This window comes from Afipia massiliensis, from assembly GCF_014203115.1.
Classification (GTDB): Bacteria; Pseudomonadota; Alphaproteobacteria; order Rhizobiales; family Xanthobacteraceae; genus Afipia; species Afipia massiliensis.
Window position 1 is genome coordinate 290,008 of the sequence record NZ_JACHIJ010000005.1, and the last position, 17,397, is coordinate 307,404.

At 63.0% G+C, this 17,397-nt stretch carries 16 protein-coding genes; 6 read left to right on the forward strand and 10 right to left on the reverse strand.

Annotated features, from left to right (window positions below):
- The first annotated feature begins 122 nt into the window (after positions 1-122).
- Together HNQ36_RS18300 and nadC are read left to right on the forward strand one after the other, a co-directional pair.
- Entirely contained in the window at positions 123-1,730 is a 1,608-nt protein-coding gene (locus HNQ36_RS18300) for an L-aspartate oxidase (protein WP_184087326.1), read from the forward strand.
- Positions 1,731-1,732: 2 nt separating this feature from the next.
- Positions 1,733-2,626 (forward strand): carboxylating nicotinate-nucleotide diphosphorylase, encoded by an 894-nt coding sequence (gene nadC, locus HNQ36_RS18305; protein WP_347339982.1) that lies wholly within the window; start codon positions 1,733-1,735, stop codon positions 2,624-2,626.
- A 165-nt stretch (positions 2,627-2,791) separates the two neighbouring features.
- On the opposite strand, the gene HNQ36_RS18310 is transcribed toward nadC, so the two are convergent.
- Entirely contained in the window at positions 2,792-4,234 is a 1,443-nt protein-coding gene (locus HNQ36_RS18310) for a cell wall hydrolase (RefSeq protein WP_184087328.1), read from the reverse strand.
- A gap of 52 nt (positions 4,235-4,286) precedes the next feature.
- Between HNQ36_RS18310 and HNQ36_RS18315 the strand changes: the two genes are divergently transcribed.
- Positions 4,287-4,541, forward strand: coding sequence for a hypothetical protein (locus tag HNQ36_RS18315; protein WP_184087330.1), 255 nt, complete (start codon positions 4,287-4,289; stop codon positions 4,539-4,541).
- Between the two features lie 21 nt (positions 4,542-4,562).
- On the opposite strand, the gene ppdK is transcribed toward HNQ36_RS18315, so the two are convergent.
- Positions 4,563-7,433, reverse strand: coding sequence for a pyruvate, phosphate dikinase (ppdK, locus tag HNQ36_RS18320; protein ID WP_246395455.1), 2,871 nt, complete (start codon positions 7,431-7,433; stop codon positions 4,563-4,565).
- Here ppdK and HNQ36_RS26260 point away from each other — a divergent pair.
- The gene (locus HNQ36_RS26260) at positions 7,324-7,602 is read left to right on the forward strand and encodes a hypothetical protein (RefSeq protein WP_246395462.1); all 279 of its coding nucleotides are present in this window, start codon (positions 7,324-7,326) and stop codon (positions 7,600-7,602) included. The genes ppdK and HNQ36_RS26260 overlap by 110 nt on opposite strands.
- A 9-nt stretch (positions 7,603-7,611) precedes the next feature.
- Here the strand turns inward: HNQ36_RS26260 and HNQ36_RS18325 are convergent, their stop codons facing one another.
- Positions 7,612-7,755 (reverse strand): DUF3096 domain-containing protein, encoded by a 144-nt coding sequence (locus tag HNQ36_RS18325; RefSeq protein WP_083992656.1) that lies wholly within the window; start codon positions 7,753-7,755, stop codon positions 7,612-7,614.
- A 312-nt stretch (positions 7,756-8,067) separates the two neighbouring features.
- On the opposite strand from HNQ36_RS18325, the gene HNQ36_RS18330 reads away from it, so the two are divergent.
- Positions 8,068-8,430: a DUF1236 domain-containing protein gene (locus HNQ36_RS18330; RefSeq protein WP_184087334.1), complete on the forward strand. Its 363-nt coding sequence runs from the start codon at positions 8,068-8,070 to the stop codon at positions 8,428-8,430.
- A gap of 203 nt (positions 8,431-8,633) precedes the next feature.
- On the opposite strand, the gene HNQ36_RS18335 is transcribed toward HNQ36_RS18330, so the two are convergent.
- The 7 genes from HNQ36_RS18335 to HNQ36_RS18365 all read right to left on the reverse strand — a co-directional run bounded on the left by HNQ36_RS18335 (position 8,634) and on the right by HNQ36_RS18365 (position 16,265).
- Positions 8,634-9,743, reverse strand: a complete 1,110-nt coding sequence (locus HNQ36_RS18335; RefSeq protein WP_184087336.1) for a hypothetical protein — start codon at positions 9,741-9,743, stop codon at positions 8,634-8,636.
- A 293-nt stretch (positions 9,744-10,036) separates the two neighbouring features.
- Entirely contained in the window at positions 10,037-12,340 is a 2,304-nt protein-coding gene (glyS, locus tag HNQ36_RS18340) for a glycine--tRNA ligase subunit beta (RefSeq protein ID WP_184087338.1), read from the reverse strand.
- Between the two features lies 1 nt (position 12,341).
- Complete coding sequence (locus HNQ36_RS18345) at positions 12,342-13,274, reverse strand: glycine--tRNA ligase subunit alpha (RefSeq protein WP_184087340.1); 933 nt, start codon at positions 13,272-13,274, stop codon at positions 12,342-12,344.
- Positions 13,275-13,801: 527 nt separating this feature from the next.
- Positions 13,802-13,987: a hypothetical protein gene (locus HNQ36_RS18350; protein WP_184087342.1), complete on the reverse strand. Its 186-nt coding sequence runs from the start codon at positions 13,985-13,987 to the stop codon at positions 13,802-13,804.
- Positions 13,988-14,002: 15 nt separating this feature from the next.
- Positions 14,003-14,890, reverse strand: coding sequence for a S49 family peptidase (locus tag HNQ36_RS18355; protein WP_184087344.1), 888 nt, complete (start codon positions 14,888-14,890; stop codon positions 14,003-14,005).
- A gap of 363 nt (positions 14,891-15,253) precedes the next feature.
- The gene (locus HNQ36_RS18360) at positions 15,254-16,045 is read right to left on the reverse strand and encodes a tRNA1(Val) (adenine(37)-N6)-methyltransferase (protein WP_184087346.1); all 792 of its coding nucleotides are present in this window, start codon (positions 16,043-16,045) and stop codon (positions 15,254-15,256) included.
- The gene (locus HNQ36_RS18365; protein WP_184087348.1) at positions 16,038-16,265 is read right to left on the reverse strand and encodes a putative signal transducing protein; all 228 of its coding nucleotides are present in this window, start codon (positions 16,263-16,265) and stop codon (positions 16,038-16,040) included. The genes HNQ36_RS18360 and HNQ36_RS18365 overlap by 8 nt, the downstream gene beginning before the upstream one ends.
- Positions 16,266-16,366: 101 nt before the next feature.
- Here HNQ36_RS18365 and HNQ36_RS18370 point away from each other — a divergent pair, with 101 nt between their 5' ends.
- Complete coding sequence (locus HNQ36_RS18370) at positions 16,367-17,377, forward strand: polyprenyl synthetase family protein (RefSeq protein ID WP_184087350.1); 1,011 nt, start codon at positions 16,367-16,369, stop codon at positions 17,375-17,377.
- Positions 17,378-17,397: the final 20 nt, after the last annotated feature.

Consider the following 17,397-nt stretch of genomic DNA (forward strand, 5'->3'; position numbering starts at 1 on the left):
GATACGGCTACAGCCGTCATGGCCGGGCTTGTCCCGGCCATCCACGCCTTAATCATACAAAAAAACGTGGATGCCCGCGACAAGCGCGGGCATGACGATCCCAAAGTTGAAAGCCAATTGGCATGACACTCAACTCTAACGATCTCGCGCGCACCACAGACGTCATCATCGTCGGCGGCGGACTGGCGGGGCTGTTCTGCGCGCTGAAACTTAGCCCCCGGCCCGTCACGGTGATTTCCGCTGCACCGCTCGGCGAAGGCGCGTCGAGCGCATGGGCCCAGGGCGGCATCGCAGCCGCGGTTGCCGAAGGCGACAGCGCCGAAGCGCATGCCGCCGACACGATCGCGGTCGGTGGCGGCATCGTCGATGAAGACGTCGCGCTGGGACTCGCCCGCGAGGCCGGCGCGCGGATTCATGATCTCCTGCAATACGGCGTGCCGTTCGACCGCGACCTCGAAGGCAAGCTCGCCGTCGGACGCGAGGCCGCGCATTCCGCCCGGCGCATCGTCCACGTTCAGGGCGACATGGCGGGAAAGGCGATCATCGCGGCGCTGATCGAGGCAGTGCGCAAGACACTGTCGATCCGCGTGATCGAAGGCTATGTCGCCGAAGCCCTGATCGCAGAGGGCGACGCCGTGTCCGGCCTGCAATTGCGCAAGGCGGACGATGCAATCGCTGCGCCGATCATCATCCCCTCGCGCGCGATCGTGCTGGCGACCGGTGGCATCGGGCATCTCTATTCAGTCACGACCAATCCGGCGGAGGCCAGCGGATCGGGTCTCGCGATTGCCGCGCGCGCCGGCGCGGTGATTGCCGATCCCGAATTCGTGCAGTTTCATCCGACCGCCATCATGGTAGGTCGCGACCCCGCGCCGCTGGCGACCGAAGCCTTGCGCGGCGAAGGCGCGACGCTGATCAACGGCAAGGGCGAGCGGTTCATGCTCGCGCTCAATCCGCTCGCGGAACTCGCACCCCGCGATATCGTTGCGCGCGGCGTGTTCGCGGAAATCGCCGCTGGCCGTGGCGCGTATCTGGATGCAACCAAGGCGCTTGGCGCGGCGTTCGCCAAAAAATTCCCAACGGTCTACGCAAGCTGTATGGCGGCGGGTATCGATCCCGCCAAGCAACCCATCCCGATTGCGCCGGCGGCTCATTACCACATGGGCGGCATCGCCGTGGACAGGCACGGCCGCACTTCTCTCAAAGGCTTGTGGGCCGGCGGCGAAGTGTCGAGCACCGGAGCGCACGGCGCCAACCGCCTCGCCTCCAACTCGCTGCTCGAAGCCGTGGTCTATGCCCCGCGGATCGCCGAAGACATCGACGGCAATGTGTTTGCGCGCAGCCCCCTCGCCGTGCCGTCGCAGACCCCGCGCAACTGCGCCATGCCGCCGCTCACCGAAGCCAATCTGCGCTCCATGATGAGTTCGCATGTAGGCGTCGTCCGCGACGGCGACCGGCTGATGGAAGCCGTACAGGCGTTCGCGGCCATCGAACAGAGCACCGGAAACATTGCACTGCGCAACATGGCAACCACGGCGCTGATCGTCGCGGCATCGGCATGGTCGCGGCGCGAGAGCCGCGGCGCGCATTTCCGCTCCGACTATACGGCGGAAGATCCGGCGCAAAGGCACCGCACCATGACAACGCTCATTGAGGCGCGTAACATCGCGCTCATGCTGTCTGACGGTGCAACCGCCAAACGATCCGCTAAACTATCCACGGGAGTTTGAACGTGAGCGTCACCGATGTCCTGAACCCCGCCGCCCTGATGCACCCGCAGGCATTTCTGTCGCCGCTGGCGATCGATGACGCGGTGGAGCGCGCGCTGGCGGAAGACCTCGGCCGCGCCGGAGACGTGACCTCGATTGCGACCATCCCGGCCAACACCCAGGCTTTTGCCAAACTGGTGGCGCGGCAGGCTGGCGTGATCGCGGGCCTGCCGCTGGCGGTTGCGACCTTTCTGAAGCTGTCGCCCGACGTCCGGATTCAGGCCCACGCCCATGACGGCGTCAACGTCGCCAAGGGCGTTCACGTGCTGACCATCTCAGGCCCGGCTCGCGCGGTGCTTTCAGGCGAACGCACCGCGCTGAACTTTGTCGGCCGCCTCTCCGGCATCGCGACCCTGACCTCGGACTACATCCGCCACGCCGGCGTGACCAAGACGCGCATCTGCGATACCCGCAAGACCACGCCGGGGCTGCGCGCGCTGGAGAAATACGCGGTGCGCTGCGGCGGCGGCTTCAATCACCGCTTCGGCCTCGACGATGCCATCCTGATCAAGGACAATCACATCGCTGTCGCCGGCGGCGTCAAAGCCGTGCTGCAACGCGCGCGTGCGCATGCCGGTCATCTGGTCAAGATCGAGATCGAGGTCGACACACTCGACCAATTGCGCGAAGTCCTTGCGACCGGCCTTGCGGACGTGGTGATGCTCGACAACATGGACATTCCGACGCTGCGCGAAGCGGTCGCGATCACCAACAAACGCGTGGTGCTGGAGGTGTCCGGCGGCGTCACGCTGGCGTCGATCGGCGAGATCGCGACAACCGGCGTCGATTATGTGTCGGCGGGCGCGCTGACGCATTCTGCGCCGAACTTTGATGTCGCGCTGGATATCGATGCGTGACATCTGCGTCGTCCCGGCCAAGCGCAGCGCGAGCCGGGACCCATAAGCCCTACACAATCTGAGAAAGCGGGATGCCTCTCCAACTCTCGTGATGAGCATCATGTCCAGGGGTGATGGGTCCCGGCATGCGCCGGGACGACCATCGAGATTCCCACAGAACGACCGCTACTTTCCGGCCGTTATTTCAGCCGAACTCCTGGCTGCTTCGGCCAGCTTTGCGGAGATCGCCGCCGTTTCCGCCGCCGTGCCCCAGGTCGGCGCGTCCTTGCCGTCGCCCCAGGCCCGCGGACGATAGAAGGTATGTACGCCGTACTTGTACATCTTCTTCATCTCGTTGGCCCATGACGGGCGCACCCAGTAGGCATGATAGTGCGTGGACTTGCCAACTTCCGGCAGCCACAGCCGGCCGTCCAGACTCTCCCGCGCGATCTTCTTGGCGCGTTCCCACATGTCCGGCTCTTTCACCACGTCGCGGATGCCGTCGCAGGCAAACGTGAACTGGCACGACAGGTGGCGGTGCGAATTCTGGTAGACGACGCCGCAGACCGTGGTTGGATAATAGCCGGAGAAGGCGCGGTTCAGCACGACCTGCGCCACCGCGATCTGGCCGCGCACCGCTTCGCCGCGCGCCTCGAAGTAGATCGCGTCGGTCAGGCACTTTTCGGATTTCGCACGGTTCTTGGCGTCGAGGCCAAGGCGTTCCGCCGGTGTGCGAGGGCGCTGGTGCTCGCCGGTCACTTCGCCCTTGCTGGCGACGCTTTCGCCGCCGGTCGATGGCGCGGCGGACTGATCGGGCAAGGCCGCCGGCATTTTCATGTCCGGATCGACGCCCGGAATGACGATGATCGGTTCTTCGCCGGGCTGCCAGCGCTCGAGTGACCCGCTCGAGACGCCGAGCGATGAGTTGCCGAAAAACAGCGTCGCGGTCTGGAACGAGAAGCCGTCGCGGCCCGGTTCCGACTCGACGGCAGTGCCGTCTTCCCTGGCTGCCGGAGCGGCGTTCAGCGGATGATCGGCAGGAATGTTCTGCAGCGAAACGGCGGAATCATACTGTGGCAGACGCGGAGCGTTCAGCGCGGCTTCCAGTTCTGCATCGAGCGGCGCGGCTGCATTCGCAGGCGCCAACTCCGCCGTCTTCGCGCCGCGCACCGACGCGTTGGAATTCAGCTGATCCTGCTCCGGCTGCGGCGCGGCGACAGGCGCGACAAGCTCCGGCGTGTAAACCGGAAGACGATCGCCCTTCGACGAGCGCACAACCTTGGGGAAATCCGATTTCTGCAATGGGCGCAAAACGGGTCCGAGCGGATCGCGGCCGAGAGAGCCGGCCACGTCGACGCCCTGGCTGACGAGACTTGCCAGATGATACGCCGGTGTTTCGCGGGTATTGGTGCCGATCGGGCGGGGCAGATTGAACGAGGCCACCTGCAGCATGCGGCGCGACGATGCAAAGATGTATTCCTGCCAGCGCTCGGCAACACCAGGCTGGCGCGCCAGCAACGATGCGAGATCCTGATAGCCGATTTCGGTCGGGCTCACTGTCAGAAGACAGAGAACAAAGCCGAAGGGCGCGAACCGCGCGCCCTTCGACCCGTTACGCAACACAGACATCGATACGCTCACGCAACTAACGCTATACACACGCAACCGAACCGCGCATTCAGTGCAATTCGATCAATTTCGTTGGTATCGAATTAAAGTTGCCGGGGGGTTAATCGCCGCGTCTCGCGCGCCACACGCAAGCGCGCGCTTGAAAACGCGCCATGACATCGAAAGCGTTGGTAAACAGCGCCTCCAGCAAGGTGGTAAAGATCGCGTCAACGAAAATAGTGAACGCGAATTTGACGCGGTTCCATTTCACGCGCGCGTTGAGATGCGCGGAAAAGCAAAATGCCGCCTCCTCTCGGAGACGGCATGATGTTTGGGGATAATGTAGAACTCAGGCCTGGCTGGCGACAGTCTTGCCGAGCGCGGCCTGTGCCGCCGCCAAACGCGCGATCGGCACGCGATACGGCGAACACGACACGTAATCGAGACCGATCTCATGGCAGAACGCGACCGACGCAGGATCGCCGCCGTGCTCGCCGCAGATGCCCATCTTGAGGCCCGGACGTGCCTTGCGGCCGCGCTGCACGCCGATCTTCACCAGTTCGCCGACGCCGTCGCGATCGACCGAAATGAACGGATCGATCTCGAGGATACCGCGGGCAATATAAGTGCCGAGGAAACTCGCGGCGTCGTCACGGCTGATGCCGTAGGTGGTCTGCGTGAGATCGTTGGTCCCGAACGAGAAGAATTCGGCGGTCTTCGCGATCTCGCCCGCGAGCAGACATGCGCGCGGCAGTTCGATCATGGTGCCGGTCTGATAGTTGAGCTTCACGCCGGTGTCCTTCATCACCGACTGCGCGGTGGCATCGATGCGCGCCTTGGTGATATCGAACTCGGCGCGGGTCGCGATCAGCGGCACCATCACCTCAAGGCCGACCGGCTTGCCGGTGCGCTTGCCGGCCTCGACCGCCGCCTCGAAGATCGCACGCGCCTGCATCTCGGCAATTTCCGGATAGGCGATCGCCAGACGGCAACCGCGGAAGCCGAGCATCGGATTGAACTCGGCGAGTTCACGTGCGCGGTCGGCGATCCTGCGCGGATCGGTGTTCATCGCTCGCGCAACCTCTTCGATCTCGCTCTGCGAGTGCGGCAGGAATTCATGCAGCGGCGGATCGAGCAGACGGATGGTGACCGGCAGGCCCTTCATGATCTCGAACAGATCGACGAAATCGGCGCGCTGCATTGGCAGAAGCTTGGCCAGCGCTGCGCGGCGCGCGCCTTCGTCTTCGGCGAGGATCATTTCACGCACCGTGCGGATGCGCGTTTCCTCGAAGAACATGTGCTCGGTGCGGCACAGGCCGATGCCTTCGGTGCCGAACTTCAGCGCGGTGCGCGCATCCGACGGCGTATCCGCATTGGTGCGGACCTTCAGCTTGCGGACCTGATCAGCCCAGCCCATCAGCGTGGTGAAATCGCCGGACAGTTCCGGCTCGATCATCGGCATGCGGCCGGCCAGAACCTGGCCCAGCGAGCCATCGATGGTGATGACATCGCCAGCCTTGAAGCTGCGGTTGCCGATGGTCATCAGCCCGCGGCCGTAATCGACACGCACGGTGCCGCAACCGGACACGCAGGGCTTGCCCATGCCGCGCGCGACCACCGCCGCATGGGAGGTCATGCCGCCGCGCGTGGTGAGAATGCCTTCCGCGGCGTGCATGCCGTGGATGTCTTCCGGCGACGTCTCGACGCGCACCAGGATGACCTTGCGGCCATCGGCCTGCAGCTTCGCAGCCTCGTCCGACGAGAACACGATTTCACCGGCGGCAGCACCCGGCGATGCCGGCAGACCAGTGGCGATGACATCGCGCTTGGCGACCGGATCGATGGTCGGATGCAGCAACTGATCGAGCGAGGCCGGATCGATCCGCATGATCGCATCCTTCCTGGTGATCAGGCCTTCATTGGCGAAGTCGACCGCGATACGCAGCGCGGCCTTCGCGGTGCGCTTGCCATTGCGGGTCTGCAGCATCCACAGCTTGCCCTGCTCCACCGTGAATTCCATGTCCTGCATGTCACGGTAGTGCTTCTCGAGCAGCGTATAGATCCGCGTCAGTTCCTTGAACGCGTCCGGCATCGCGACTTCCATCGATGCCTTGTCGGAACCGGATTCCTTGCGCGCGTATTCGGTGATGTCCTGCGGCGTGCGGATGCCCGCGACCACGTCCTCGCCCTGCGCGTTGATGAGGAATTCGCCGTAGAGCCGCTTTTCGCCGGTGGACGGATTGCGCGTGAAGGCAACGCCGGTCGCCGAGGTGTCGCCCATGTTGCCGAACACCATAGATTGAATATTGACGGCGGTGCCCCAAGACTCCGGAATATCGTGCAGGCGGCGGTAGGTCACCGCGCGTGCGTTCATCCACGACGAGAACACAGCACCCATCGCGCCCCACAACTGCGCGTGCGGGTCCTGCGGGAAGTCCTTGCCGGTTTCGCGCGCCACCGCTTCCTTGTATCGGCCGACCAGATCGACCCAGTCGTCAGCGGTCAGCTCGGTATCGAGCGAATAGCCCTTGCTGTCCTTGTAGGTGTCGAGGATGTCCTCGAAATGATGATGCTCGAAGCCGAGCACCACGTCCGAATACATCGTGATGAAGCGGCGATAGCTGTCATAGGCGAAGCGGCGGTCGCCCGAGAGCTGCGCCAGCGCCTCCACTGTGGTGTCGTTCATGCCGAGGTTGAGCACGGTATCCATCATGCCCGGCATCGAGGCGCGTCCGCCGGATCGCACCGAGACCAGCAGCGGGTTCTTCGCATCACCGAAGGTCTTGCCGGCGATCTTGCCGACAGTGTCGAGCGCCTTCTCGACCTGCGCCTTCAGCTCCTTCGGATAGGTTTTGTCGTTGGCGTAGAAATACGTGCAGACCGAGGTTGGAATCGTGAATCCGGGAGGCACCGGCAAGCCGAGATTAGCCATCTCGGCGAGGTTCGCACCCTTGCCGCCAAGCAGATCGCGCATGCCGGCCTTGCCCTCGGCGCGTCCGTCACCGAATGTATAAACCCACTTGCCAGCCTGAACGGTTTGCTTCGCCGCTGGCTTCGCGACCTTCTTCGCAGCAGGCGCGGATGTCTTCGCAGCAGCTTTCGCTACCACCTTGCTCACGGGTTTTGCGGAAACCGGCTTCGCTTTTGCGGCCGGTTTCGATTTTGAAACTGATTTCGGAGAGGACTTCGCGGCGGATTTCTTCGATGAGGCTTTGGCCATGGCTTCCAGACGCTGCATGAGTGAAACGGCAGCGGCGTTACACCACGGTTGCCCGGCGACGCGCAAGCGACTCCCGCCCGATATCCGCGTTGTTGGTCACGGACGGTTACAGATTGTTACAGATTCGCGTGAATCGCGATGTTTTGTTACCAACTCTGTAACAATCTGAAATACTCCGTTACTTAATGATGCCCAGTCCGATGATCCCGATCAGGATCAGATAGATCGCCACGATGAAATTCAGCAGCCGCGGCATGACGAGAATCAGCACACCGGCAATGAGTGCGACGATCGGCTGAATGTTGGCGACGCTGATGGACATCTGATGTCTCCCGGACATTGAAAGGATGAAACGGCACGCGAATCGGGACAAAAGTTATCCTCCTGCCGCGTGCCGCAACAGCCAACGGCCTGGATAAGCGGTGAGTTCCACATCGGCTGAGAAGTTGTGCAGCCACGCACTGCCGTCACTTTCATGAAAATGCCCCGGTGAAATCACAATCGGGCAGGAACGATGCTCCACGCTCGCCATTGTCACCGCTGTTGATCGGCCTTCACCGATTTTCCGAGCGTGATCGACATGAGCGAAGCCGCTCGGCGCACGATCAGGCTCCTTTTGATCAAGGAGAAACCCATGCGTAATCCCCTTCTCGCAGCAGCGCTGCTGGCCACCGCCTCAGCAATGCCGCTCGCGGCACATGCCCAGCAGCGCATCATTGTCGAGGAAGGCGTGACGACTGGTCTCGTCGGCCCAGGCGTCGGCATCATTGCCGAAGACGAGCGCCCGCGCTTCCGCCAGTACATCGTTCAGGAGCGCGTCCCGTCGTATGCGATCGAATCGCCTGTGCGCGTCGGCACCATCCTGCCGGAAAGCGGCGTGACCTATTACGACGTGCCGCAGCAGTATGGCGCGACCAGCTATCGCTACACGGTGGTGAACGACCGGCCTATCCTGGTTGAACCGCGCACCCGCCGCGTGATGCAGGTGATCGACTAGCACGCTGGGAAATCAAACTCCGCTCATTCCCGCGAACGCGGGAATCCAGACCTTCAACAAAAGACTGGGTCCCCGCTTTCGCGGGGACGAGCGGGAATAGCAATAACGCTCTCGTTTGAGCCGATGGTCCATCCCCGCCATGGTGGCCCAAACGAAATTGCCCCGCACGTGAATCGTGCGGGGCTTTTTTCGGAAGTTTGCTGTTACGATCCTTGCAGCATGGACAGGATGTTGCTGGTCGATCTGTAACTCTGGACCACGTTGTCGCGGAATGCAGGACTCCAGCCTGAAGCCTGCCGCTCCTCATCGCTCATCGCGGAATAGCTCTGAAGAATTCCAAGGCTAAGCTGCGTGGGATCGCCACTCTGCTGGCTTTGCTTCAGCGATTCCAGAATGCTCATGCGCGTCCGTGTATCGAGTTCCTTCTTGGCCGCGTAGATCTCCTGGTTCGAGAACTGCTGATCCTGATTGAGCGTGATCGCCGACAGCGAGCGGTTGTCGATCGACGAAAAATCCACAAGCTGTCCGAATTTCCGCGCCGGATCGTAGACCAGTTCTGTGCCCTTTTCAGCGGCGAGGCTGGCCTGCGCATCAAGCGCGGCGCGGACATTGGTTGCAACCGTGCTGAACGTCTTGGTCGTGCCGACCGGCGCGCCATCCGGATACAGCGTCAGATAGCTGGCGACCGGATCGCCTGAAATGCCGGACGGTGCGGTATCCGACTTCTGCTTCGCGGCCTCATAGCCCTTCAGCACGGCGGCACGCTGCGCGGACCATGCCGCGGTCCCCTTCTCTTCGCTGCTCGCGCCGTCGAGATAGTCCAGCGCCGCCTTGTAGACGACGGTGTAGTTCTTCGTCATCGACGTTGCTGCGGCCGCAGGCGCGAGCGCGGCGTTGAAGCGATTGGTCAGTTCGCTGGACGCGACGCTTTGTTCGTCAGCCGTGAACTTTCCGCCGCTGTTGGTCGCGATGGCAAACAGCGAGCGGCGATCCAGCGCCGACAGATCGATGGCGGTCTTGCCGTCAGCACCCAGCGGGCCGGTGACCTTCGCGGCAGCGTAAAGTTTGTCGAGCGCCGGACGCGCGTCGTTCGTGACCGTCGTAAAATCCGGCGTCTTCGCCTCCGCGGCCATACGCGCTTTCGCGGCATCCGATAGCGTCAGGTTGGTCGCCGCGTTGGGATCGGACGAACCGGCCGCGTCAGCCGTGTTGATCGCGTCCAGCAACGACGGCTGCGTCGCCGCCGCCGCCGTGCGCGCATAGGCCGAGCCGAGTTGGGCGTAGGGATTGGTGCCGGTAGTGATCGACGTCATGGGTCGTCCGCCGTCATGCCTTGTTAACGAAGGTTACCGGAACCTTTCAGAACATGGTTAACGAGGGGTAAACGGCGCGGCGCTGTTACTCTGAAGTGCCTGAGCGAGGCAAAGGCTCAAGGGGGTAACGCGCAACATAAACCGGGTCGTCCCGGCGAAGGCCGGGACCCATACTCCCTGTCGAGGCGTCATTAAATGGGAATACGCCCAGCCATTCCGCTCAAAAGAATGGCCGGTGGTTATGGGTCCCGGCCTTCGCTGGGACGACCTAACAATCTGAGACGCTCTCGCGCCTAGTCCTGAATCTTGGAGAAGTCCGCCACCGCGCGGGTGGCCTCGCGGATTTCGTTGAGCAGCTTCAGGCGGTTTTCGCGCACCGCGGCCACGTCGTCGTTGACCTTCACCTTGTCAAAGAAAGCATCGACCGCGGGACGCAGCTTGGCCATCGCCGTCATCGCTGACGCGAAGTCTTCCTTGGCGACTGCGGCACTGGCGTCAGTCTTCACTTGAGCGATCGCGCTGGCGAGCGTCTTCTCTTCATCGAGCTTGTAGAGCGACGCGTCCGGCGCACCGTCGAACTTGCGCTTGTCCTTCTTCTCCTCGATGGTGAGGATGTTCGACGCGCGCTTGGTGCCCGCGAGCAGGTTCTTGCCGTCGTCGCTGTCGAGGAATTTGCCGAGCGCCTCGACGCGACGCACGACCATCAGCAAATCGTCCTGACCACCGAGCGCGAACACGGCGTCGACGAGATCGTGCCGCGCGCCCTGATCGCGAAGCTGAACTTTCAGGCGGTCGGCGAAGAAAGGCAGCAAATCTCGTACCACCTCATATCTCTTCGCAAAAGGCGTCATCGTCAGTTCGCCGGGCGTCATCGCCCACGCTTTGCCGCTCGCCCACGCCTTTGTAACAACTCGATACCGGATGTCCGGATCGGCTTCCGTTTCATCGGAAATGCGTTCACTCGTGCTTGACTGAAAGCCACCGCCGTCAAAACGCTTCGTCTTTTCGGCACCAAATCTTAGTGTTCCCGCCCAAACCTCAATATATTTTTCATACGCAGATGTGAGGACGCTATTCAGTTTCAGTTCTATTCTATTTTCGAGCATCAACCTGATCACGCCCAGCGCCGCGCGGCGCAATGCATACGGGTCTTTCGATCCGGTCGGCTTCTCGTCGATGGACCAGAAGCCCGTCAGAATGTCGAGCTTGTCCGCGAGTGCGACAGCAATCGCGACCGAATCGGTCGGCACGCGATCCGCAGGCCCCTGCGGCTTGTAGTGATCCTCGATGGCCGCAGCGACGCTGGCGTCTTCGCCCTGTGCCAGAGCGTAGTACTTGCCCATCAGCCCCTGCACTTCGGGGAATTCGCCGACCACTTCAGTGAGCAGATCGGCCTTGGCAAGTTTCGCGGCAGCTTCCACCTTCGCTGGATCAGCCTTCACCAACGGCGCAAGTTCAACGGCAAGCCGCGTGATGCGCGCGATGCGTTCCGCTTGGGTGCCGAGCTTTTCGTGGAACACGATCTGATCGAACTTCTTGAGCAAGTCTTCAGGAGACTTGTTCTTCCAATTCTTCAGGTCGCTCTCATAGAAGAACTTCGCATCCGACAGGCGCGCGCGGATGACGCGCTCGTTGCCCGCGACAATCGCCTTGCCGCCGTCGGAGGCTTCGACGTTCGCGGTGAGAATGAACTTGTTGGCGAGCTTGCCGGTCTTCGGGTCGCGCACCACAAAGCACTTCTGATTGTTGCGGATGGTGGCGCGGATCACCTCGCCGGGGATCGACAGAAATTCTTCGTCGAACGAGCCCATCAGCACCACCGGCCATTCGACCAGGCCCGCGACCTCGTCGAGCAGCACCTGATCTTCGACCAGTTCAAAGCCCTGCGCGAACGCAAGCTCCTTCGCGTCCTCAAGAATGATGTTCTTGCGGCGTTCGGGATCGAGCACGACCTTGGCGGCTTCCAGCTTCGACACGTAATCGTCGAAGCGGCGCACCTCTATGGCGGCGGGCGCCATGAAACGGTGGCCATGCGTGGTCTGCCCGGCCTCGATACCCGCGACGTCGAACTTCACGATCTCCGGCTCTTCGGTCTCGGGACCGAAGGTCGCGATGATCGAATGCAGCGGGCGCACCCAGGTCAGCGCGCCGTTCTTCGCGGAGCGCTCGCCCCAGCGCATCTGCTTCGGCCACGGGAAGGTGCGGATGATCAGCGGGATGATTTCCGCGATCACGTCGATGGCGGGACGGCCCGGCCTCTCGATCAGCGCGATGTAGAAATCGCCTTTCGGATCGCGCTGGATCTTCGCTTCATCCAGCGACTTGAGGCCGGTGGCTTTCAGGAAGCCCTGCACGGCGGCGTCGGGCGCGCCCATCTTCGGGCCCTTGCGCTCCTGCTTCAGGTCCGGCTGACGCGCCGGAATACCGTGCACGGTGAGCGCGAGACGTCGCGGCGTCACGAAGGCTTTCGCGCCTTCGTAGACGAGGCCCTCGGCGACCAGCTTGTCGGTGACCATCTTGCGCAGGTCTTCCGCCGCCTTCGCCTGCATGCGCGCGGGAATTTCTTCGGAGAACAGTTCGAGGAGAAGATCAGGCATCTTAAGCCACCTTGCCTGCTTCTGTGTGCATCCATGCTTCGCCGCACGCCTTGGCGAGTTCGCGCACGCGCAGGATGTAGCTCTGACGCTCGGTGACCGAGATCACGCCGCGTGCGTCGAGCAGGTTGAACACGTGGCTCGCCTTGATGCACTGGTCGTAGGCCGGCAGCGCCATCAGATGCGCCTCGCGCTTGCCATCTTTCCAGCCAGCATCGAGATATTTCTTGCAGGCGCTCTCGGCCATCTTGAATTGCTCGAACAGCATCGCGGTGTCGGAATGTTCGAAATTGTGCCGCGAATATTCCTGCTCGGCCTGCAGGAACACGTCGCCATAGGTGACCTTCTCATCACCGTCGCGGCCGTTGAAGTTGAGATCGTAGACGTTGTCGACGCCCTGCACATACATCGCGAGCCGCTCGAGCCCGTAAGTGAGTTCGCCTGCGACCGGCGCGCATTCGACGCCCGCAACCTGCTGGAAGTAAGTGAACTGCGAGACTTCCATGCCGTCGCACCAGCACTCCCAGCCGAGGCCCCACGCGCCCAGCGTCGGGCTCTCCCAGTCGTCCTCGACAAAGCGGATGTCATGCAGCGCCGCATCGACGCCGATGGCCTTGAGCGACTTCAGATAGAGATCCTGAATGTCCGGCGGCGACGGCTTCAGGATCACCTGAAACTGATAGTAGTGCTGCAAGCGGTTCGGGTTCTCGCCGTAGCGGCCATCCTTCGGGCGGCGCGACGGCTGCACGTAAGCCGCGTTCCAGCGCTTCGGACCGAGCGCGCGCAACGTGGTCGCCGGATGGAACGTGCCCGCGCCGACTTCCATGTCGTAGGGCTGCAGGATGACGCAGCCATGGTCAGCCCAATAGCGCTGCAGCGTCAGGATCAGGCCCTGAAACGAACGCTCGGGTCGCATGTGCGGAGGCAGGGAATCCATCAGAAATCTTTGACAATCTGGAAGGGGTGATTTGCGCGCGGACCGTATCGGCGCAGGCTAACGGAATCAAGGCGATAGCCCAGTCCTTAAGCCAATTCCTGCCGGAATCGGCCGGATTTTAGCGATCGCCCGAACGCCGGTTTAACCGCAGCGACAGGTCAGCGCCCAAGGACCGCTCAAGACTTTCCGATTGTTAGCAACTGCCCGCTAGCAACGGCGGCATTGCAACCAACGGCCGGGCTTAACCGGCGGTGCGTTTTTCGGCAGGGACGACAATGATCGCTTTTCAGGTTCTGGCCGCGGCGGCCATCATGGCCTCGCTGTGCATCATGATGATCAACGACGTACGCAGGCACGGCTGAGCACGCTTGTCCGCATCCTTCGAGGCTCGCAAGAGCTCGCACCTCAGGATGACGGCCTCCGCAATACGCCGATCAAATATCTACAAAGAAACGTCATCCTGAGGTGCGAGCCGCACTTGCGGCGAGCCTCGAAGGATGACGACACCACGTGTGTCGGCGCGCCGGTTACCCCGGCCGGTATGTTCCACTATCCGGATCGCGGCGCAGTTTCGGCATGCTCTCCTTCTCGGCGGGCTTGGCCTTGCGCGCCTCCTCGAGCTCGCGGTTGATGCGCCTGCTTTCGCGCACTGCGAGACGCAGCAGCGCCGCCCCGCCGAGAATTCCGGCAGCGACCAGGATCAGCGGCGGCATAACCAGTCTCCCATCCTACAATCCGTAGCGCGCCCAGATCGCGCGCTCTTCCAGCGCCGAAATCAGGTCTTCCGAAAACCCCGGGAAACCCGGCAGCGCCGCGCCCGCGCCGGGCTTGCGGCCCGAAAGTCCTGACAGCAGCCCGGTCGGCGGCGCAATCACCGGCATCCGCACCTTGTCGCCGTAGCGCGCGCGCAGCACGGTGCGCAGATCGCCAAGCGCATCAGCGAGGCCGAGCTTCACCGCACGCTCGCCGGCCCAGTATTCGCCGGTGAACAGGTAACCGTCCTCGCCCTTCAGCCGCGCGCCGCGGCTGTCCTTCACCAGCGTGATGAAGGTGTCGTGGATCTCGCGCTGGATCTGTTTCAGCCGGGCGACGTCTTCCGGATTTTCCGGCAGGAACGGATCGAGCTGCGACTTGTGATCGCCCGACGTGTAGAGCCTGCGTTCGATCCCGACCTTCTTGATCAGTTCCGTGAAGCCGAACGTGCCTCCGACCACGCCGATGGAGCCGACGATCGAGGACGGATCGCAAAAGATCTCGTCGCCCGCGCAGGCGATCATGTAGCCGCCGGATGCCGCGACGTCCTCGACGAACACCAGTACGCGCCGATTCTTCTCGGCGGCGAGTTGGCGAATGCGCTGATAGATCTGGCGCGATTGCACCGGCGAGCCACCCGGCGAATTGATCACCAGCGCGACGGCCTTGGCGCCCTTGATGGAAAAGGCCCGCTCCAGCGTCCGCGACACGCCGGCCAGCGACATCCCCGGCCGCAGCGGCGTCACCGCCCCGATCACCCCGGACAGCCGCACCACCGGCACCACCGCCTCGCCGCGCAGCCACGCCGGCAGCCAGCGTTTCAACCTCTCGCCAATGTGACTGCTAGCGCCATTTTCGGCCATGGAACGTCCTTCATCTTCACGGTTTATTATTCGGTAACTGGCATCAGAAGCCCAAGCACATTCGACAATCGTTAAGCACGTCCATTGTGCCTGAATTCCGTCTAAATATCTGATCGGACGGGATTTCTTACAAAACTCTCCGGTTCTTCGCCGGAGCGCGACAAGAAACTGGAACGCACTTTGCATTGCAACAACGACGCAGGCTGCAACGGCGCAGTCCCGAAGGTGCAGAAATGAAGATTTACCTCCTGATCTTGCTGATTGGCGCTCTCCTCACGACGATCCACTTCACCAAGACCCCTGAAACCGGCCAAAAATCGGTATCGCAGTAAGCAGACTGCCCGTCTGCGGAGCAGCCGGCATTCAACGGCTTCCTGGCTCCTTCGCCAGCAACAGAACGGCCTTTCCGCCGAGGACCGCCGCAGCCTCCGCTCCGCCCTCGCCTTCCGGGTCCTGCAGAACAAATCCGGGATGCAGCGCCATCGGCGCGCGCCCGCCCTTCGTCGCGCTGACAATGACGCGGATCGCCGCCCCCTGCGAATTGGGATGAACCGGCAGAATCCCGACGCTGCCGAAGCCGCGCTCCAGCGCCGCCAGCACCTGCGCCAGCCCGTCCGCGCGCCAGATCAGCGTCAGCACCCCGCCGGATTTCAGCACCCGCCGCGCCGCATGGGTCCATCGCTCCAGCGTATCGGCGGAAGCCACATGCGCGGACTGCCGCGCCGGGTCCGGCGACGCGCGGTGTCGCTCCGCATCGTTGAACGGCGGATTCATCAGCACAATGTCGGCGCTGTCGGGTCCTAATTCAGAAGCGGCGAAAACATCCGCGCTCGCAGTGACGTCGAGCACCGTCACCTTCGCCTTGATGTCGTTCGCCTCGGCATTGGCGTACGCCAGCGCTGCAAGCATGTCGTCGATTTCGACGAGCACCAGATCGAGCCCCGTCACGCGGCGCGCAACCGCCAATCCCGCCGTGCCCACGCCAGCGCCGAACTCCACCACGCGATGGCCTGCCCGCGCCGGTGTCGCCGCAGCCAGCAGGATCGCATCGTGGCCCGCGCGGTGGCCGCGCCTCGGCTGGCGCAGCAGCAACTGCCCGCCGAGAAACATGTCCTCGGTCACATCCGCAAATTCAGCCTGGACGGGGTCAGTCATTGTCCCGCAATTCATGGGCCAGGCCCGCATCGGTGAGCAGGCGGCGGGCGGCCAGATTGTCGTCCTCGTGGACCAGAATGCGCCGGGGAAGTACGCCCAGCGATCCGTCCATGATGCTCATGTTACTGTCGAGAACGAGGTGATGGATATTGGCGCCGTCCAGCAGCGCCCCCACCGCGGACACCAGCACCACATCGTTGGTCCGCACGAGTTCACGCAAGGCCGCCATCTCCCGGAAGGGGCCCCAAAGGCCCGTTCGTTGCTCTTGCCGCATCGCACGGCAGTTTCTATGGTGCCCTCAAATTCATCTGGAGACCGGACGTGGCGGTTATTGTACCCTTTGAGAGCCACTCGACGCCATCGATAGATCGGCTGGTTGAGCTTGTCGCGCCCGACATGGAACGCGTCAACAGCACGATTTTGTCGCGAACCGGCTCCGAAGTCACGATGATCCCGGAGGTCGCCAACCACCTGATTTCGTCGGGCGGCAAGCGCCTGCGGCCGATGCTGACGCTCGCCATGGCCAACCTCACCAGCTACGCCGGCGACGGCCATATCAAGCTCGCGGCGGCCGTCGAATTCATGCACACCGCGACGCTGCTTCATGACGACGTGGTGGACGAAAGCGAGCTGCGGCGCGGCAAGCTCTCCGCGCGGATGCTGTGGGGCAACGAGGCCAGCGTGCTGGTCGGCGACTTCCTGCTCGGCCAGGCCTTCCGCATGATGGTCGAGGTCGGCTCGCTGCGCGCGCTGGATATTCTCTCCTCCGCCGCCGCCACCATCGCCGAAGGCGAAGTGATGCAGCTTGCGGCAGCGAAGAACACCGCCACCACCGAGGACGAGTATCTCGCCGTGATCCGCGGCAAGACCGCTGAGCTGTTCGCAGCCGCCTGCGAAGTCGGCCCCGTGATCGCCAATCGCCCGAAGGCGGAGCAGACCGCCTGCCGCTCGGTCGGCATGAATCTCGGCATCGCGTTCCAGCTTGTCGATGATGTGCTGGACTACGGCGGCAAGGCCGCCAAGCTCGGCAAGAATGTCGGTGACGATTTCCGCGAGGGCAAGATCACGCTGCCGGTGGTGCTGGCGTTCCGGCGCGGCAACGATGTCGAACGTGCGTTCTGGATCCGCACCCTGGAAAAGGGCGAGATCGGTGATGGCGATCTCGATCAGGCCATTGGTCTGATGACCAAGCACCGCGCTCTGGAAGACACCATGAGCCGCGCGCAGCACTACGGCGCGATGGCGGTCGATGCACTGGCGCTGTTCCCATCGTCGCCGATGAAGACCGCGCTCGAACAGGTCGTCGCATTCTGTCTGGCGCGATCGCACTGAGCGATCGCCACCTCTGAAAA